The 19,407-nt window shown below is 63.0% G+C and carries 17 protein-coding genes; 7 read left to right on the top strand and 10 right to left on the bottom strand.

Going from position 1 to position 19,407, the window contains the following annotated elements; all coding sequences use genetic code 11:
- Positions 1-210 precede the first annotated feature (210 nt).
- From NKI35_RS08045 to NKI35_RS08015, 7 genes are all read left to right on the top strand, one after another.
- Positions 211-1,317 carry an ABC transporter substrate-binding protein gene (locus NKI35_RS08045; RefSeq protein WP_352739410.1) on the top strand — a complete coding sequence of 369 codons (1,107 nt, stop codon included), beginning with the start codon at positions 211-213 and terminating at the stop codon, positions 1,315-1,317.
- Positions 1,318-1,381: 64 nt separating this feature from the next.
- Entirely contained in the window at positions 1,382-2,299 is a 918-nt protein-coding gene (locus NKI35_RS08040) for an ABC transporter permease (RefSeq protein ID WP_502897128.1), read from the top strand.
- The gene (locus NKI35_RS08035; RefSeq protein ID WP_352739408.1) at positions 2,296-3,087 is read left to right on the top strand and encodes an ABC transporter permease; all 792 of its coding nucleotides are present in this window, start codon (positions 2,296-2,298) and stop codon (positions 3,085-3,087) included. The genes NKI35_RS08040 and NKI35_RS08035 overlap by 4 nt, the downstream gene beginning before the upstream one ends.
- 16 nt (positions 3,088-3,103) lie before the next feature.
- Complete coding sequence (locus NKI35_RS08030; protein WP_352739406.1) at positions 3,104-4,168, top strand: ABC transporter ATP-binding protein; 1,065 nt, start codon at positions 3,104-3,106, stop codon at positions 4,166-4,168.
- 148 nt (positions 4,169-4,316) lie between these two features.
- On the top strand, positions 4,317-5,870 hold the full coding sequence (locus tag NKI35_RS08025; protein WP_023704038.1) for a cation:proton antiporter: 1,554 nt from the start codon (positions 4,317-4,319) through the stop codon (positions 5,868-5,870).
- 88 nt (positions 5,871-5,958) lie between these two features.
- Complete coding sequence (locus tag NKI35_RS08020) at positions 5,959-6,867, top strand: endonuclease/exonuclease/phosphatase family protein (RefSeq protein WP_352739404.1); 909 nt, start codon at positions 5,959-5,961, stop codon at positions 6,865-6,867.
- Positions 6,868-6,874: 7 nt separating this feature from the next.
- Entirely contained in the window at positions 6,875-7,720 is an 846-nt protein-coding gene (locus tag NKI35_RS08015; protein WP_027049805.1) for an EamA family transporter, read from the top strand.
- 12 nt (positions 7,721-7,732) lie between these two features.
- Here NKI35_RS08015 and NKI35_RS08010 read toward each other — a convergent pair whose 3' ends face one another.
- From NKI35_RS08010 to NKI35_RS07965, 10 genes are all read right to left on the bottom strand, one after another.
- The gene (locus tag NKI35_RS08010) at positions 7,733-8,950 is read right to left on the bottom strand and encodes an MFS transporter (protein ID WP_352739402.1); all 1,218 of its coding nucleotides are present in this window, start codon (positions 8,948-8,950) and stop codon (positions 7,733-7,735) included.
- A gap of 89 nt (positions 8,951-9,039) precedes the next feature.
- Entirely contained in the window at positions 9,040-9,357 is a 318-nt protein-coding gene (locus NKI35_RS08005) for a Dabb family protein (RefSeq protein WP_023683219.1), read from the bottom strand.
- A gap of 20 nt (positions 9,358-9,377) precedes the next feature.
- Positions 9,378-11,006, bottom strand: coding sequence for a GMC family oxidoreductase (locus NKI35_RS08000; RefSeq protein WP_352739400.1), 1,629 nt, complete (start codon positions 11,004-11,006; stop codon positions 9,378-9,380).
- Positions 11,007-11,018: 12 nt separating this feature from the next.
- Positions 11,019-11,780 carry a 3-ketoacyl-ACP reductase gene (locus tag NKI35_RS07995; RefSeq protein WP_352739398.1) on the bottom strand — a complete coding sequence of 254 codons (762 nt, stop codon included), beginning with the start codon at positions 11,778-11,780 and terminating at the stop codon, positions 11,019-11,021.
- Positions 11,777-13,279: a GMC oxidoreductase gene (locus NKI35_RS07990; protein WP_352739396.1), complete on the bottom strand. Its 1,503-nt coding sequence runs from the start codon at positions 13,277-13,279 to the stop codon at positions 11,777-11,779. Before NKI35_RS07990 ends, NKI35_RS07995 begins: the two co-directional genes overlap by 4 nt.
- A 5-nt stretch (positions 13,280-13,284) precedes the next feature.
- On the bottom strand, positions 13,285-14,400 hold the full coding sequence (locus NKI35_RS07985; protein ID WP_023671180.1) for an ABC transporter ATP-binding protein: 1,116 nt from the start codon (positions 14,398-14,400) through the stop codon (positions 13,285-13,287).
- A 20-nt stretch (positions 14,401-14,420) separates the two neighbouring features.
- A complete protein-coding gene (locus NKI35_RS07980; protein ID WP_023691831.1) occupies positions 14,421-15,380 on the bottom strand; it encodes a carbohydrate ABC transporter permease in 960 nt (319 codons plus the stop codon).
- A complete protein-coding gene (locus NKI35_RS07975) occupies positions 15,377-16,327 on the bottom strand; it encodes a carbohydrate ABC transporter permease (protein ID WP_023671182.1) in 951 nt (316 codons plus the stop codon). Before NKI35_RS07975 ends, NKI35_RS07980 begins: the two co-directional genes overlap by 4 nt.
- A gap of 251 nt (positions 16,328-16,578) precedes the next feature.
- A complete protein-coding gene (locus NKI35_RS07970) occupies positions 16,579-17,832 on the bottom strand; it encodes an ABC transporter substrate-binding protein (protein WP_027049809.1) in 1,254 nt (417 codons plus the stop codon).
- A 58-nt stretch (positions 17,833-17,890) separates the two neighbouring features.
- The gene (locus NKI35_RS07965) at positions 17,891-19,402 is read right to left on the bottom strand and encodes an aldehyde dehydrogenase family protein (protein WP_023737630.1); all 1,512 of its coding nucleotides are present in this window, start codon (positions 19,400-19,402) and stop codon (positions 17,891-17,893) included.
- Positions 19,403-19,407 lie beyond the last annotated feature (5 nt).

The following is a 19,407-nucleotide window of genomic DNA, read 5'->3' as shown; positions in this document are numbered from 1 at the left end:
AAACGAAGGGAAAGGAAGGGCAAGGGGCAAAAAGTAAGGCAATAAACCATTAGCCGGGAAATTAAGTCGAGGCTAATTGCTACAGCCGGTTAAAAAGAGTTAACTTTTCGTACCGCCGGGGGCCAGTTTCAAAAAGCTTTCATCTGGCTGTCATATGAAACCGATACCGCATCGCAGGCGTCCAGGACGCCAGTTCAACGGAGAGAACACATGTTCAAGTTCACAGGGAAAGTGCTTTCCCTTTCGGCCGTCGCCCTCATGGCGACCTCTGCTATCTCGTCGGCCCAGTCCATGGATGAACTGGTTGCCGCTGCGAAGAAGGAAGGCCAGCTCACGACCATCGCGCTGCCGCATGACTGGTGCGGCTACGGCGCCGTCATCGACGGCTTCAAGGCAAAGTATCCTGAGATCACCATCAACGAACTCAACCCCGATGCCGGCTCCGGCGACGAGGTCGAGGCGATCAAGGCCAACAAGGACAACAAGGGCCCGCAGGCGCCCGACGTCATCGACGTTGGCCTGTCCTTCGGCCCGACCGCCAAGAAAGATGGCCTGATCCAGGCTTACAAGGTGTCGACCTGGGACTCGATTCCTGACAGCGCCAAGGATGCCGACGGTTTCTGGACCGGCGACTATTACGGCGTGCTCGCTTTCGAAGTGAACAAGGACTTGGTCAAGGAAGCACCGGCCGATTGGGCCGACCTGCTGAAGCCGGAATTTGCCAACTCGGTAGCCCTTGCCGGCGATCCGCGCACGTCGAACCAGGCAATCCAGGGCGTCTATGCCGCTGGCCTGTCGACGGGCGCCGCCGCTGGTGAAGCCGCTGGCACCGCTGGCCTCGACTTCTTCAAGAAGCTCAACGCCGCTGGCAATTTCGTTCCCGTCGTCGGCAAAGCCGCGACACTTGCTCAGGGCCAGACCCCGATCCTGATCACCTGGGACTACAACGCGCTCGCAGGCCGCGACACGCTGAAGGGCAACCCGCCCGTCGACGTCATCGTGCCGAAGACCGGCGTCGTCGCCGGTGTCTACGTGCAGGCGATCAGTGCCTATGCGCCGCATCCGAATGCCGCCAAGCTCTGGTTGGAGTATCTCTACTCCGACGAAGGCCAGATCGGCTGGCTGAAGGGCTATTGCCATCCGATCCGCTTCAACGATCTTGCCAAGAACGGCAAGCTCCCGGCGGACGTGATGGCCAAGTTGCCGCCGGCGGAATCCTATGCCTCGGCAGTGTTCCCGACGCTCGACGAGCAGGGCAAAGCCAAGGAAGTCGTCAGCAAGAACTGGGACGCCACTGTCGGCGCCAACGTCAAGTAAGACTTGAAGCCAACCGGGCGGCCGCGAGGCCGCCCGGCCCTCTCCAGAAGACGGTAGCCGGCGCATGACCGATCTCTCGCTTTCCAATCAGGCATTTGCCACCAAGCCGGTGTCACCGAAGGAGGCGACCGCCTTCCGCTTGCCGACGCAATGGATCGGCGTGGCGCCTTTCTTTATCTTTGCCCTGATGTTCTTGATCCTGCCCACGCTCTATCTCGTGTTGGGCGCCTTCCGGAACGGTGAAGGCGGGTTCACGCTCGACAATATCCTGCAGTTGGTCACCGATCCGTCGATCAGCAATTCCTACTGGTCTTCGATCAAGATCAGTTTCTGGTCGGCCATCATCGGGGCGTTTGCCGGGCTCGCAATAGCGATCGCGATCGTGCGCGGCGGACTTCCAAGCTGGACGCGCTCCGCCACCCTGACCTTTTCGGGCGTCGCCTCGAATTTCGCCGGCTTGCCGCTCGCCTTCGCCTTCCTGGCTACGCTCGGCCGTGTCGGTATCGTCACGACGCTTCTGCGTGACGTGCTCAACATCAACATTTACGCGATGGGCTTCAATTTTCTCACCACGACGGGCCTGATCGCGGTCTATCTGTTCTTCCAGATACCGCTGATGGTGGTCATCATCGTGCCGGCCATCGACGGCTTGAAGAAGGAGTGGGGCGAGGCCGCGGCCACGCTTGGTGCCACGCAGGCCCAGTACTGGCGCATAGTGGTCATTCCCGTGATATGGCCGAGCTTCCTCGGCACCGTCATTCTTTTGTTCGCCAACGCCTTCGGCGCCATCGCTACGGCCTATGCGTTTGCCGGCCCGACGCTCAACATCGTCCCGATCAAGCTCTATTCGCAGATGAATGGCGACGTGTTGCACAACCCGCAGCTTGCTTATGCCATCGCCTTCGGCATGATCGTCATCACCGGGCTGGCGAATGTCTTCTACATCTGGTTTCGGACTCGCTCCGAAAGGTGGCTCAAATGAAATCGGGTAAGTTCTGGGCCTGGGTCGTCTTTGTTGTCGGGGCCGCCTATTTCTTCATTCCGCTGATGGCGACGGTCGAGTTCTCGCTGCGCATGCGGCGCGGCGTCCACTCCTTCGACGCCTATCAGGTTGTACTGGGCGACGCGCGCTTCCAGTCAACCTTCCTGTTTTCAGTCATCGCGGCGGTCTGCACCATTGTTCTGGGAGTGCTGATCGTGGTGCCGGCGGCGTACTGGATCCGGCTGCGTCTGCCGCAGCTCAGGCCAATCGTCGAATTCATCACCCTTTTGCCGCTGGTCATTCCGGCAATCGTCATCGTCTTCGGCTATATCAGGATGTACGGCTCGAACTCGTCATTGCCGTTCCTGGCAAGCAGTTGGGGTGCGAACGCGTTGCTTGTCATTGGCTATACGACGCTGTCTTTGCCTTACATGTATCGCGCCGTCGATACTGGGCTGCGCACCATCGATGTGCGCACGCTGACCGAAGCCGCTCAAATCCTCGGCGCCGGCTGGGGCACGATCATCACCCGCGTGATCCTGCCCAATGTGCTGATCGCGGTGCTGTCCGGCGCATTCCTGACCTTCGCAATCGTCATCGGCGAGTTTACAATGGCCAGTCTGCTCAGCCGTCCGGCTTTCGGCCCGTATCTGCAGAACATCGGCGCCAACCGCGCCTATGAACCGGCCGCCCTTGCGGTGATAGCATTCGCAATCACCTGGGGTTGCATGTCGCTGATCCAGATCCTGTCCCGCTTCGCGCCGAAATCGGCGAACCGCCCAAATTGATCGAGAGAACCACGCCATGGCCGACTCATTCCTCTCCATCCAGCACGTTCGAAAATCCTTCGGCGCCACCACGGTCGTGGAGGACTTCAATCTCGACGTCGAGCGCGGTGAATTCGTCTCGTTCCTCGGCCCGTCCGGTTGTGGCAAAACCACCGTGCTTCGCATGGTCGCCGGTTTCGAAGAGCCAAGCGCCGGCAAGATCGTGGTTGGCGGCAAGGACATTACGCGGCTGAAGCCCAACCAGCGCAATGTCGGTATGGTGTTCCAGGCTTATGCGCTGTTCCCGAACCTGACCGTGGCGCAGAATATCGGCTTCGGCCTGAAGGTCGCCGGGATGGCAAGGGCAGAGATCGATGCCCGGGTCGCGGAGATGCTCGATATCATCAAGCTGCCGCAGATGGCAGACCGCTATCCCTATCAGCTCTCGGGCGGCCAGCAGCAGCGTATCGCGCTGGCGCGTGCCATTGCGCCGAAGCCGAAGCTGCTTCTTCTCGACGAGCCGCTGTCGGCGCTCGATGCCAAAGTACGTGTGTCGTTGCGCGAGGAAATCCGCTCGATCCAGAAGAAGCTCGGCATCACCACCATCTTCGTCACCCATGACCAGGAAGAGGCGCTGTCGATCTCCGACCGCATCGCGGTGATGTATGGCGGCAAGGCCGAGCAAGTCGGCACGCCGTTCGAGATCTACAACCGGCCGGCGACCAAGTTCGTCGCCAATTTCGTCGGCACGCTGAACGTGCTCGAAGGCAAGGTCACTGACGCCGCGGCCGGCACGGTGCAAGTCAACACGCAGGAAGTCTCGCTCAAGGGCAAGCTCAACGGCTCGAAGTCGGGCGACACGCTGTCGCTGGCGCTGCGTCCTGAGGCGATCTCGCTCGGACGCCAGCCCGGTCGCGATTCAAGCCTGTCGGGCGAAATCTCTGAAGTGCACTTCCTCGGCTCGGTCATTCGCGTTCGCGTCGGCATCGGCGGCAACACGGTGTCGCTCGACACCTTCAACAGCCCGGCAACGCCACCGCCGGCTGTCGGCGAGAAGGCCGACATATCATTCTCATCAAGCGATATGCTGGTGCTGCACTAGCAAGCAGCATTTTGGCGCGACCGAGGCGGTCGATTCGAGCTGGCGCGATGAACGGCCGTATCATTGCCGGACCCCGAGTGCTGGATAATCAACAGCATCTTGCCATCCAGCCACTGCCCATGATGCCGCTTCGCCGCTACGATGGGCCATGGCGCTATTCGAACTTACCCTCATCCTGCTTCTGGCTGCCGTCGCGCTGACGGCGCTGTCGCGGCGGCTGGAAATTCCCTATCCGTCCCTGCTGGCTCTGGCCGGCGTCGCGATTGCCTTCGTACCCGGTGCGCCGACGATCGAGATCGATCCGGAGCTGGCGCTTGCCCTGTTCATCGCGCCGGTGCTTCTCGACGCCGCCTATGACACGTCGCTGCGCGACCTCAAGCGCTACCGGCTGTCGCTCGCGTTGCTCGCGCTGGGCGCCGTGGTCTTCACCACCGTGGTGGTTGCCTTGGTCGGCTGGAAGATGGCCGGCCTGCCGATCGCGGCGGCAATCGCGCTTGGCGCCATCGTCGCGCCACCGGATGCGGTGGCCGCATCCGCCGTGCTCAGCCAGTTCAAGGTACCGCACCGCATCACCGCCATCCTGCAGGGCGAGAGCCTGCTCAACGATGCCACGGCGCTGCTGATCTACCGGCTGGCGGTTTCGGCCGCGCTTGGCACGATCATGCTCAGCAACGCCGTTCCGGTGATCCTGCTGGCAACGATCGGCAGTGTGATCGCGGGCTATCTGTTTGGCCGCGTCTCGCTGCTGGCGCTCGGCCGCATCGAGGATGCGGCGAGCAGCACGGTGGTGCAGTTTGCCGGAACCTTCGCCGTGTGGATCATCGCCGACAGGCTCGGCCTTTCCGCCATCATCACCATCGTCGTCTATGCCATGACCATTGCGCGCAGGGCGCCGCGCCAGTCGTCGGCGAGACGCCGCGTCAGCACCTATTCGGTCTGGGAGTCGGCGGTGTTCGTGCTCAACGTGCTGGCTTTCGTGCTGATGGGCCTGCAGGCACGCACGATCGTTGGCAGGCTGGCCGGCGACGGGCAAGGCGAAGCATTCCTTTTCGCCGCAACGGTGCTGGTCGTCGTTATCGTCGCGCGCCTTGTCTGGGTGGCGAGTTACGTCGCGATCATCCGGTGGCTTGCCCGCTTCGGCAGCCAAGAGGCAAGGCGGGAATTGCCGACGTTCGGCGGCGCCGTCATTGTCGGCTGGTGCGGCATGCGTGGGTTGGTGACGCTGGTGGTGGCCATTGCGCTGCCGGCCGATTTTCCCGGCCGCGACCCGATCGTGCTTGCCGCCTTCGCGGTGGTGCTGGGCACGCTGGTGCTGCAAGGCATGACGCTGAAGCCGCTGCTGCGCTGGATCAACTTCGACCCCGATAGAACCGTCGACAATGAGGTGGCGCAGGCGCGCGTCGCCATCATGCAGGCAGCACTGGACGTGCTGAGCCGCAAGACATCTGCGGCCGCCGCCGTCGTGCGCGAACAGTATGAAGCGCAGCGCCTGATTGCGGAAAACCCGGAGGACGCTCAGGCCGCGACCGAATACGACCGGCTGCGCCTCTATGCCATCAACCGCCAGCGCGATACGCTCGAGGAGTTGCGCAGCAACGGCACGATCGGCGACGAAGCCTACCACCGGCTGGAGGAAGAGATCGACTGGGCCGAACTGGCGGCATCGCCGGCGGGCCGGTTCCAGCCGCTGACCACATCATAGACGCTGGCCCAGTTCCGCCGTCGTGCCGGTACATTGCAACCCGTCTGCCGAACCGCTACTGCCAAAGCGAAATTGAGCCGGATAAGCAATGAAGCTGGTCAGCTACAACATCCAGTACGGGTTCGGCGGCGATGGCCGTTACGATCTTTCGCGCTGCACCAAGCTGGTCGACGGCGCCGATATCATCGCGCTGCAGGAGGTCGAGCGGCATTGGCAGCGCACCAATGAGGACGACCAGCCGGAGGTCCTGTCCAAGCTGCTGCCTAGCTATTACTGGGTCTATGGCCCGGCCTTCGACATGGACGCCAGTGAGCAGCGCGACGGCCGGGTCGTCAACCGCCGCCGCCAGTTCGGCACCATGCTGCTGTCGAAGCTGCCGATCGCCTGGTCGCGGCTGCACGCGCTGCCCATGCGCCGCACGCTGCGGCCGCTCAACACGCGCAACGCCGCGCTCGAATGCATGATCCGCACGCCGGCCGGACCGGTAAGGGTCCTGTCGCTGCATCTCGCCCATATCGCGGCGGAGGAGCGTCTGGAGCAGATCGACTATCTCTTGGCCGAGCATCGCCGCGCGCCGTCCGAGGGCGGCCCGTGGAGCGGCGCGGACGATGAGCCTTCGCGCAACTGGACCAGCGGCGAGGCCGAGCCGGAGAACCCGACGGCGGCGATCTGGATGGGCGATTTCAACATGGAGCCTGGCAGCGCCGAATACAGCCGCATCGTCGGCAGCACGCCCTATCATCGCGGGGCGGCCTATCTCGACGGCTTTGTTGATGCCGCTGCCGTCGCTAGCGAGCCGGCTGCCGATTACCACACCCATGTGAAAACGATCGACGGGAAATTGGCAAAACGCCGGCTCGACCATTGCTTCGTCGGCGGTATGTTCGTGGACCGTGTGCGCTCGGTCAGTGCCGATATAGGCGAGATCGCTTCAGACCATTTTCCGGTCCGGATCGATATCGATCTCGAAACGCCTTTGAGCTCGGGAGATCGGTGAGCCCTCGATGACGCTTTTCGTCTTCTTCGCGGTGCTTGCCGCCGCCGCCATGCACGCGATCTGGAACGCGCTGGTCAAGGTCCATCTCGATCGCTTCCTGTCGATCACGCTGATGACACTGGGCATGGGGTTTGCCGCACTGTTCGTGCTGCCCTTCGTCGAGTTTCCGAAGGCCGAAGTGTGGCCTTTCATCATCGCCTCGGTGCTCTTTCACATGGGCTACCGGACCTTCCTGATCGGCGCCTACAAGGCCGGCGATTTCGCCCAGACCTATCCGCTGGCGCGCGGCACGGCGCCGCTTTTGACCGCGCTCGGCGGCGTTGTCGTGGTGCAGGAGATGCCGGCGCCGTTCGCCATCCTCGGCATCCTGCTGCTGTCGGCCGGCACGCTGGTGATGTCGTTTCGCGGCGGCGCGCATCTGGAGCGGATCAATGTGCGGGCGGTCGGCTTTGCGCTCGGCACTTCGATCTTCATATCCAGCTATACGCTCTCCGACGGCAGCGGCGCGCGGCTGGCCGCAACGGCAACGAGCTATGCCGCATGGCTGTTCATCTGCGATGCCACGTGGGCGCTGGTGCTGTGCCTCATCTTTCGCGGGCCCAAGGCGCTGCCCGTGCTGGCGCGTGACTGGAAAGCCGGCCTGTTCACCGGCGTGCTCAGCGGCGCGGCCTACTGGATCGTCATGTGGGCGATGACTAAGGCGCCGATCGCCTCGGTGGCGTCGTTGCGCGAGACGTCGATCCTGTTTGCCATGATGATCTCGGTTTTCGCGCTCGGCGAGAAGATGACAGGCTGGCGCGGCGCCGCCGCGCTCAGCATCGTCGCCGGTGTCGTGGCCCTCAGACTGGGCTGAGAGCCTGATACTTCAGCCGAGCACCGTCATCACCTGTCCGCGCCGTTCCGGACTGAAGCGGATGACGAGGATGATGCAGACGGCGACCACGCCGGCAAACAGCGCCAGCGCGTAGCCATAGCTGCCTCCAGACGCCTCGGCGATGCCGGCCTGGTAGGGACCGCCATAGGACGCCGCGAGATTGCCGGCCTGGTAGATGAAGCCGGGCAAGGTTGCCCGCACGGCGCCGGGCGACAGCTCGTTAAGATGCACCGGGATGACGCCCCAGGCGCCCTGCACCGCGACCTGCATGACGAAGGCGCCGATGGCCAGCATGAACGGTGTCGAGCTGAAGGCCCAGAGCGGAATCGAGGGCAAGGCAATCAGGCAGGCGAGCGTTATCGCGTTGACGCGGCCGATCTTCTCCGACAGTGCGCCGAACGCCAACCCGCCGACGATGGCGCCGATATTAGCGACGATGGTGATCCAACTCACCGTGTGCGGGTCGAAGCCATGCTGCTTCTTGAGGAAGGTCGGGTAGAGGTCCTGCGTGCCGTGGCTGAAGAAATTGAAGAACATCATCAGCACGACCGCATAGACGGCGACGCCCCAGTGCTTCCGCAGCGTTTCAAGAAGGCCAGTTCTGACGGACTTCTGCGCCTCGACGAAGGCCGGCGATTCCGGCACATGCGAGCGGATGAAGAGCACGATCAGTGCCGGCAGGAAGGAGAGCAGGAACATGGCGCGCCAGCCGATCGTGTAACCACCGATCGTCTGCTGGTAGAGCACGCCGTAAACCACGGCCGCCAGAAGGTAGCCGGTGGGATAGCCGCATTGCAGGATGCCCGAGACCATGCCGCGGGCACTGGGCGGAATGGACTCCATGGCGAGCGAACTGCCCAGCCCCCATTCGCCGCCCATGGCGATGCCGAACAGAGCGCGCAGCGCGAGGAAAATGCCGAGATTGGGCGAGAAGGCAGCCAGCGCGCCGATCACCGAATAGCTGACGATGTTGAGCATCAGAATGGGCTTGCGGCCATATTTGTCGGCCAGCCTGCCGAAGAAGAAGGCGCCGATGAAGCGTGTCGCCAGCGTCAGGAACAACGCTTTGGAGACTGCCGGAACGTCAGTGTTGAATTCGGTTGCGATATCGGTGAGCAGGAACGTCAGAAGGAAGAAATCGAAAGCGTCGAGCGTCCAGCCGAGGAAGGAGGCAAGGACGGTTTTCTTCTGCTGCGCGGTGAGAGCCACGACGTTCCTCCTAAACGCCCCCGGGGAACGATATGTTCCTTGGGGCGCAAAAGAGAACAGGCGTCAGCCGGCTTTCGAAAGAAGCGCGGTCACTTTTTCGTAATGTCGAGATCGAACACCATCAGCCCGTCGGTGCCGCCTTCGAGCGCTGCGACCAATCGGGCGCCGGCGCGCTGATGCGCTTCATGCACGAGATAGGCGTCGCGGGCGGCGGCATCGCGGAAGTCGATGGTGAAGGCATGGCTGAAGCCGCGCGCGAACGGCTCCGGGCTGACATTGGTGCTGAAATGGACCGTGTCCATGCCGTCGACAACGGAGCGCAGTGCTTCGAGATCGGCGTGGATTGCCGTGCGCTCGGTGGCGGGCACATCGCTGCGGAAGCGTACGAAGACGCAGTGTCTGATCATTGGTTCGTTCTCCTAAGTGGCTATGCGGCCCGATTGCTGGAGAACACCGCCGGCGGAAGCGGCTCGCGGCCGAGGATGATGTCGGCGCCTTTTTCGCCGACCATGATGGTCGGCGCATTGGTGTTGGAGGAAGGCACGCGCGGCATCACCGAGGCATCGCAGACGCGCAGGCCCTCGATGCCGCGCAGACGCAGGTCCGGTGTGACCACCGCCATATCGTCATGGCCCATGCGGCAGGTACCCACGGGGTGATGGTCGGTCTTGGCGGTGCGGCAGGCATAGTCGATCAGCTCGTCATCGCTGGCGAGCGATGGTCCGGGCAGCACCTCGCGCAACACGTAAGGCGCAAGCGCCTTCTGCCGCATGATCTCGCGCGCAAGCCTGAGGCCCTTGATGGACATGGCGCGGTCATAAGGGTCCGACCAATAGTTGGGATCGATCAGCGGGTGGTCGGCCGGGTCGGCGCTGCTCAGCCGCACCGTGCCGCGCGAGCGCGGGCGCAGGAAGGCCGAGTTCAAGGTCACGCCGGGGTTCTTCAACCTCTCGACGCCGGCCTCGATGCCGGAGCCCAGTCCCAGATGGAACTGGATGTCGGGCGAGGCGGCGGTCGGATCGGCGTACCAGAAGCCGCCGGTCTCGAACAGGCTGGAGGCGACCGGCCCTTTCTTCAGCAGCAGATACTGCAAGCCGGCCCACGCGGTGCGGTGCAGCTTGGCGTAGTTGTCATAGGTGTGGTCGCCGGTGCATTCGGCGATGACGAACAAATCGAGATGGTCCTGCATGTTGGAGCCGACACCGGGCAGATCATGCACCGGCGCCACGCCGACCGATTTCAGGTGATCAGCCGGGCCGATGCCCGACTGCATCAACAGCTTCGGCGAACCGATGGCGCCGGACGAGACGATCACTTCGCGCTCGGCGCGCATGATGGTCTTCTCGCCGCCGGGTTTGTCGACGATCTCGACGCCGATGGCGCGGCCTTTCTCGACCACGATGCGGGTGACCAGCACATCGGTTCGGACTGTCAGGTTCTTGCGGGCGCGGATGGGCTTCAAATAGGCGACCGAAGCGGATGAGCGACGGGCGTCCTTCTGGGTCAGCTGGTAGTAGCCGACGCCTTCCTGGCTAGCGCCGTTGAAATCCGGGTTGAAGGGGATGCCCATCTCTTGGCCGGCGCGGAAATAGGCCTCGCAAATCGGCAGCGGCGAAATCGGGTTCGACACGCCGAGCGGCCCCTGGTCGCCGTGAAAATCGTTGGCGAAGCGCTGGTTGTTCTCGGCGCGCTTGAAATAGGGCAGCACGTCGCGATAGCCCCAGCCCGCGAGGCCCTCTTCCTTCTCCCATGCGTCGTAGTCGCGAGCGTTGCCGCGCGTGTATATCTGGGCATTGATGGACGAGCCGCCGCCGACCACCTTCGCCTGCGTATACCAGAAGACGCGGTCCTGCATGTGCCTCTGCGGCACAGTCGACCAGCCCCAGGAAGCGATGCCCTTGGTCATCTTGGCAAAGCCCGCCGGCATGTGGATGTAGGGGTGCCAGTCCTTGCCGCCGGCCTCGAGCAGCAGCACGGAATTCGCTGGATCCTCGCTCAGCCGGTTGGCCAGAACGCAGCCGGCCGGGCCGGCACCTACGATGATGTAGTCGGTCATAACCCTATCCACCTACAGTCGATGCACGGAGAGCGCGCCGTCGACATTGATAATCGAGCCTGTGGAAAAGCCGAGCTTGCCGGCGGCAAGCGTCGCCACCACGGCGCCGATGTCCGATGCTTCGCCCCAGCGTTTTGCCGGCACCAGGCCGCTGTCGATAAGCGCGTCGTATTTGGCTGATACGCTCGCGGTCATGTCGGTGCGAATGATGCCCGGCCGCAGTTCGAACACGCCGATGTTTTCCGGCGCAAGCCGTAGCGCCAGGTTCTTCACCCACATCGAAAGGCCGGCTTTCGAGATGCAGTAGTCGGCGCGTTCCGGCGAGGCCATATCGGCGCTGACCGAGGTGATGGTGATGATCGAGCGCGGATGATTGCTGGGAGCCGCCAGCATCGCCTTGGCGACGGCCTGGCTAAGGAAGACTGTGCCGCGCAAATTGACGTCCAGCGCACGGTCGAAATTCTCGGGCTTCAGCTCCAGCAGATCGCCGCGCACCACGGCGCCGATGCCGGCATTGTTGACGAGGCAGTCGATGCGGCTGAAGGCACGTATGGCGGCGTCGACGAGGGCCGTGTGATCCTCGAGGTTGGCGATATCACAACGGACATAGGCGAACTCCGCACCCCGTGCGGTGATGTTGGCGGCCAGTTCGTCCGGCGCTTGTTCGGCAAGGTCGGCGATCAAAATGTCGAAGCCGTCCCCGGCCAGCGCCTCGGCGCAGGCGAGCCCAATGCCGCGCGCACCGCCGGTGACGATTGCTGCGGGGCGGGTCATGCCGCGAGGTCCGTTCGGCGAATATGCTCGGCCACGCGCAGCGCCTGTGCCGCAATCGACAGCGCCGGATTCACGGCGGCCGAGTTCGGCAAAAAACTGGCGTCGACAACGAACAGGTTCGGGTGGTCGAAGGCGCGGCAGAAAGGGTCGAGCGGCGACGTCGCCGGATGGTCGCCCATTTTCACCGTGCCGCACTGGTGCGAGGGCGTGCGCTTGTCGAAGGGACGCGACAGCACGATGGGATAACCGCAGGCGCGGAAGTTCTCACGCATCAGCTTGGTCAGCCCGTCCAGCGACTGCATGTTGGAGCGCCGCCATTGCATGACGATGTCCTTGCCGTCGACCATGATGCGGCTTTCCGGATCGGGTAGATCCTCGCACATCAGATACCAGTCGACGGCGTGACCGGCCATGTAATCGAGCGCGAATTTCGGCACGCGTTTGACGTTGGCCTTCAACATGTTGCCGTCGATCTTGCCGAGCAGCTGGACGTTGCCGAGCGGCTTGCCGCCTTTGCCGTCGGAGAGATAGTAGTCATTCAGCATCAGCGTCTTCTGGTAGACGCTGTCGTTCCTGCGGCGCGGATCGATCGCCAGCATGGCGCTCGAATTATGGTTCATGAAATTGCGGCCGACCTGGTCGGAGCGGTTGGCGAAGCCTTTGCCATCTGGTGAAGGCGAGCGCAGCAGGATGACGGCGGAATTGACCGCGCCGGCGGACAGGATGACCAGCTTCGGCGCGACTTTCTTCAGCTCGCCATTCTGACGGTAGTGAACGGCAGCGATGCTTTTGCCGTCGGACGACGCTTCGAGATATTCGACATGGCAGCCGGTTTCGAGCCGGATATTGCTGTCCTTAAGTGCAGCCGTCAGCGGTCCGGTCTGCGCATCGACCTTGCCCTGGGCGGTGTTGGGGAATGCGTCCCAGCCGGTCTTGCCCTCTTTCAGCCAGGTGTCGATGTCGACGGCTAGCGGCAGCGAGGCCGGATGCAGGCCGAGGCCTTTCAACTCGGCGCGCGCGCGCGCAATCGGCGCCTCGTCGGGCACCGGCTTGAAGGCATAGGGGACCGAGTGGAACGGTTCGGTCGGGTCCTCGCCGAGCGAGCCGCGGACGCGAAACAGCTGCTCGGCTTTCGAATACCAAGGCTCGAATTCATCGTAGGAAAACGGCCATGCCGGCGAGACGCCACCGAAGTGCTCCATGGCGGCGAAATCCTCTTTGCGGTAGCGGATCAGCACCGCGCCGTAGAATTTCGAATTGCCGCCGACATAGTAGTAATTGCCGGGGTTGAAGGCCGCACCGCCGGCCTCACGCCACATCTCCTTCGGACGGTAGTGGCCGTCGACGAAGATGGAGCGCGTGTCGCGGGCATGCGGCGTTGCCGTCAAGGGCTCACCGCGCTCCAGCATCAGGATCGAGGCACCGCTGCCCGCCAGACCGGAGGCGATCGTAGCGCCGCCGATACCGGAGCCGATGATGACGATATCGGGGCTGACCATCTCGATCAGCGGATGCGGTGTTCGGTCGCCGGATCGAAGAACACGGCCTTGGTCAGGTTGAAGGCGAGCGGCGTGCTGGTGCCCGGCTGGATGTTGGCGTCGGCCCGCAACCGCGCCACCACGCCCTTGCCGCCGAGATTGGTCACCGCGAAAGTATCGGACCCCGCCGGCTCGACCACTTCGATGTGCAGGTCGGCAGTGGCAATGTTGGAGGCGTTGCGTTCCGCACCTTCCGGATCGGTCAGCGCTTCCGGGCGCACGCCGAAGATGATCGGCTTGCCCTGGAACGCCGACAGGCCCGCCGGCGCATTGGCCATCGGCAGCGTAATGGGCTCGCGCGCCTCGCGCTCCAACACGACGGACAGCGCATTGCCCGATGTAGCAATGGTCGCCGGGATCAGGTTCATCGCCGGGGAACCCATGAAGTCGGCGACGAACAAATTGGTCGGATTGTTGTAGATTTCGGCCGGGGTGCCGAACTGCTGTACTTCGCCGTCGCGCATGACGGCGATCTTGGTCGCCAGCGTCATCGCCTCGATCTGGTCGTGGGTGACGTAGACGATGGTTGTGCCGGTGGTGGCATGCAGGCGCTTGATCTCGATGCGCATGTCAACGCGCAATTTGGCGTCGAGGTTGGACAAAGGCTCGTCGAACAGGAACAGCTTGGGGTCGCGCACCAGCGCCCGGCCCATGGCGACGCGCTGGCGCTGGCCGCCGGAAAGCTGGCTCGGCTTGCGCTGCAGGAGGTGGCCGATCTGCAGGACCTTGGCCACCTTGTCGATCGCCTTTTGGCGTTCGTCGGCCGGCACGCCGCGCATCTCCATGCCGAAGGAGATGTTTCCGGCCACCGTCATGTTCGGATAGAGCGCATAGCTTTGGAAAACCATGGCGATGTCGCGCTTGGATGGGTGCAGATCGTTGATGGCGCGGCCGTCGACGCGGATTTCGCCCTCGGTGATCTGCTCCAGGCCGGCAATCGTGTTGAGCAAGGTGGACTTGCCGCAGCCGGACGGGCCGACCAGCACCAGGAAGCCGCCCTTTTCGAGCTCGACATCGATGCCCTTCAGGATCTCGACATTCCCGAAGCGCTTCTTCAGCCCATCAATTTCCAGAAAAGCCATGGTCGTTCCTTCCGAATTGATCAGCCCTTGACCGCGCCAGCCATCAGCCCGCGCACGAAATAGCGGCCGGCGACGACATAGACGATCAGGGTGGGCAGAGCCGCGATCATCGCGGCCGCCATGTTGACGTTGTATTCGACGACGCCGGTCGAGGTGTTGACGACGTTGTTGAGCGCCACCGTCATCGGCATGGAGTCGCCTGTGCCGGCGTAAGCCGAAGCGAACAGGAAGTCGTTCCAGATGTTGGTGAACTGGTAGATGACGGTGACGACGAAGATCGGCATCGAGTTCGGCAGCATGATGCGGCGGAAGATCTGGAAGAAGGAGGCGCCGTCGACCTGTGCGGCCTTGATCAGCTCGTTCGGGAATGCCTCGTAATAGTTGCGGAAAAACAGTGTAGTGAAGCCGATGCCGTAGACGACATGGACGAAGACCAGGTTGACCGTCGGATTGCCGAGACCGAAACTCGTACCCGTCGCATTCTGCAGCTTCACGCCGAAACGTCCCAGGCTGCCGAGGATGGTCGCCATCGGCAGCAGCACCGACTGGAACGGAATGAAGCAGGCAAACAGCATCAGCCCGAACACCAGCGTGGCGCCGCGAAAACGCCATTTGGTCAAGACGTAGCCGTTGAGCGCGCCGAGCATGGTCGAGATCAGTACGGCTGGAACCACCATCTTGATCGAGTTCCAGAAATAGCCCTTGATGCCGGCGCAGGTGAGGCCGACGCAGGTCTCGCCCCAGGCCTTCAGCCACGGGTCGAAGGTCGGCGCCGTGGGCAACGCCAGCATGTTGCCGTTCTGGATCTCGTCCATGGTCTTGAACGAGGTCACCAGCATGACGAACAGCGGCATCAGATAGAACAGCGCAAACAGCGCCAGAAGCCCGTAGATGACGATGCGGTTGAGGGTCTTGGTGCTCATGCCGCCGGAGGCATTTTGGGAAGCCGCGGGGCGGGCAGGGGTGGCGACAGCGCTCATCGCGGCTTCTCCCTGAGTTCCGAATAGAGATAAGGCACGATGATGGCAACGATGGTCATCAGCATGATCACGGCACTGGCCGAGCCGACAGCCATTTCGTTGCGCTTGAACGTGTACTCATACATGAAGTTGGACGGCAGCCAGGCCGAGCCACCGGGGCCGCCGCTGGTCAGCGCCACCACCAGATCGTAGGACTTGATGGCAAGGTGCGCGAGCACGATGAAGGCCGACAGGAAAATTGGCCGCAGCAGCGGAATGACGATGCGGCGATAGAGCTGGAAGGTGGTGGCGCCGTCGATCTGCGCCGCCTTCATGATCTCGCCGTCGATGCCGCGCAGGCCGGCCAGGAACATCGCCATGATGAAGCCGGAGGCCTGCCAGACGCCGGCAATGACCACCGTGTAGATGACGAAATCCTTGTTCTTGATCCAGTCGAAATGGAAGCTCGTCCAGCCCCACTGATGCAAGGTCTGCTCAAGACCGAGGCCGGGGTCGAGGAACCATTTCCAGGCGACGCCGGTGACGATGAAGGACAGCGCCATCGGGTAGAGATAGATCGGCCGCAACACGCCTTCGCCGCGAATCTTCTGGTCGAGCAGGATGGCCAGGAACAGGCCGAGCGCCAGGCAGATGGCGATGTAGAGAAAGCCGAAAATGCCCATATTGACGATCGACGTGTACCAGCTCGATGGCGGGTCGGAGTCGAACGTCCAGCCCCATAGCCGTAGGTAGGCGCGCGGTCCGGTGATGACATAGGACGGAAAAGTCTTGGAATTGGTGAAGGACAGATAGACCGTCCACAGGATGAAGCCATAGACGAAGACGATGGTGATGGCGAAGCTCGGCGCCAGCACGATCTTCGGCAGCGCGTCCTGCAGTCGCGCGCGCACGGAGGGGCGAGACCGCTCGGGCGTCAGCTTGATCTGGGTTGTCGCTACACTGCTCATAGGGCTCCTCCCGTTCGGGTCGTCCGTGCCTGCCGTCAGGCGGCAAGGCGGCCCCGTGCATACGGGTCTCTGGTCGGCATGGTGTTCAAGAGGGTTTCACCGTTTCACGGAAACGGCGAACCTCTCTACTCTTTCTTTTACGCAATTCCGGCCGGAAAACCGCTCACACTTTTCCTGGAATTGCGCCAGCCGGCCAATCCTGAGGCGAACCTTCCCCGCCGAAGCGGGGAAGGTGTCTTGCTGGCCAGGGCTTACTTGGCGTCGTCGATTGCCTTGACCAGTTCGGTCACGGCTTCGTCCGAGGTCTTGATCTGACCGTGGACGAACTTCGAAACGACGTCCTTGTAGGCATTGGCGACCGCCGGAGGCGCGCCATAGCCCTGGGCAAGCGAGCCGAACAGTGTGCCGCCTTCGTTGGCAGCCTTCAGGTCGGCGATGCCCTTCTTGCCGCACGCGTCGAAGTCGGTGTCGGGAACGTCGGTACGGGCGGGAACCGAACCCTTGACGACGTTGAAGGCCGACTGGAAGCTCTTCGACAGGGTGGCGGTGGCCAACGCGACCTGGGCGGCCTTGCGGTCGTCCGGAACGTTGAACATGCCGAACATGTCGGAGTTGTAGACCACCGAGCCTTCCGTGCCCGGGAAGCGATAGCACAGGAAGTCGGTGCCCGGCGTTTTCTTGGCGGCGTTGAACTCGCCCTTGGCCCAATCACCCATCACCTGCACCAGGGCATCGCCCTTGATGACCATGGCGGTGGCAAGGTTCCAGTCGCGGCCCGAGAAGTTCGGGTCGACATAGGTGACGAGCTTGGCGAGGTTATCGAACGACTTCTTCATCGTGTCGGACTTGAGGGACTCGTCGTCGAGGTCGTTGAAGGCCTTCTTGTAGAACTCAGGCCCGCCGGTCGACAGCACGACCGAGTCGAACATGGTGGCTTCCTGCCAGTTCTGGCCGCCAAGGGCGAGCGGGATAACGCCAGCCGCCTTGGCTTTGTCGAGCAGGGCGACGAAGTCGTCGAAGGTCTTTGGCTCGGTGCCGCCGATCTTGTCCATCACCGCCTTGTTGATCCACAGCCAGTTGACGGAGTGGACGTTGACTGGAGCAGCGACCCACTTGCCATCATAGACGGAGAACTTTTGCAGGGCTGCCGGAACCGACTTGTCCCAGCCTTCCTTCTTCGCCGTCTCGGTCAGGTCGCCCATGACGCCGGCCGCCGCATAATCGAGCACGGTGTAGCCGAGCATCTGCGACGCGGTCGGGTAATTGCCGGCCGCGACCATCGCCTTCAGCGCAGTCATGGCGGCGTCGCCGCCACCACCGGCCACCGGCACGTCCTTCCAGGCATAGCCTTCCTTGGCAAGGTCGCCCTTGAGGACGTTGAGAGCAGCCGCTTCGCCGCCCGACGTCCACCAATGCAGCATCTGCACTTCCTTGACGTCCTCGGCATGGGCCGAGAAAGCAAAGGCCGTCGCCAGAGCCGTTCCGATAAGCAGTTTGCGCAACATGTTCTACCTCCCTTGTTGCATTACATGACCGGTGGAAGCCCACCGGGTTCTTCCAAACTCAGCCGACCCACCAACCGGTGCGCTGGCCGCGATGAAACTGGATTGTCTTTTCCTCGGTATAATCCTCGACAGCGCGTTTGCCGAGTTCGCGTCCTATGCCGGACTGCTTGTAGCCCCCGAATGGCAACTCGGGAAAGCCTTCCATGAATGTGTTCACCCAAACGGTCCCCGAACGCACACCACGCGCCACCGACATACAAGTGTCGATGCTGGCGCTCCACACCCCTGCCGACAGACCATAGGGCGTGTTGTTGGCGATGTGCAACGCCTTTTCAATCGATCCAAAAGTCAGCACGGAGAGCACCGGGCCGAACACTTCCTCGCGCGCAATAGCCATGTCTTCGGTAACACCGCGGATGATGGTCGGATCGAGGTACTGGCCGGCATTGGACGCCAGCTGGCCGCCACCGCAATAGACATTGCTGCCGTCTTTTGCTGCCACCGCGACGTAACCCGCGACCTTGGTCAGATGATCGGCTGATATCATCGCGCCGACCTTGGTTCGGTCGTCGAGTGGGTCGCCGACCGTTACCTTGGCGGTCAGGGCCTTGACAGTGGCGAGGAAATCGTCGGCGATGGCTTCATGCACGATCAGCCGACTGCCGGCATTGCAGCATTCGCCGGCATTGAAGAAGCCGCCGAAGACAGCCGCGTCAGCGGCCGCCTCGAGATCGGCATCGGGGAAGACGATCTGGCCGTTCTTGCCGCCGAGCTCCATCGAGACTTTCTTCAGCGACTGCGCGGCGGAAGCCATGGTCATCTTGCCGACGCGGGTAGAGCCGGTGAAAGAAACCATTTCCACCAGCGGATGGCTGACCATCGGCCCCCCGACATCGGCGCCGAGGCCGGCCAGGATGTTGACGACGCCCGCGGGCAGGCCGGCCTGCATCAGGATGTCGCCGAGCACGAAGGTCGAGGCCGAGGTCATTTCGCTCGGCTTGACCACCGCGGTGCAGCCGGCGGCGAGCGCGAAGGGCAGTTTCTGGCTGACGATCAGGAACGGGAAATTCCACGGGGTGATGATCGAGACGACGCCGATCGGCTCGCGCAGGACCACGCCCAGCATGGCGTCGCCGAGATTGGCGTAGCTTTCGCCGTGCAGCGTGCGGGCGAGCGAGGCGGCATAGCGCCAGATGTCGATGGCGCCGCCGATCTCGCCGCGCGCCTGGGCGATCGGCTTGCCGGATTCCAGCGCATCGAGTCGGGCGATGTCTTCGAGCTGGGCCTCGATCAGGTCGGCCGTCTTGAGCAGGATGGCGGCGCGCTCGGCCGCCTTCGTGCGCGGCCACGGGCCGGTCTCGAATGCCTTGTGCGCGGCCTGCATGGCCGCCTCCACCTCGGCCTCGCCGGCCCGCGCATAGCGCGAAACGGTGAAGCCATGGCCGGGGCTGTTGCGCGCCAGCGTGCGGCCATCGCGGGCATCGACATGCTTGCCGTCGATCAGGAGCTTGTAAGCCTTCGGCGCCTTGGACGCCTCGGCTGGCATGGAAATGTTGAGCGGTGCGTTCATCGTGC

Origin of the sequence: Mesorhizobium sp. M0676, from assembly GCF_040320535.1 — a bacterium.
Lineage (GTDB): Bacteria > Pseudomonadota > Alphaproteobacteria > Rhizobiales > Rhizobiaceae > Mesorhizobium.
The sequence above is the reverse complement of the archived record's forward strand: the minus strand, read 5'-3'. Positions and strand labels throughout refer to the sequence as shown.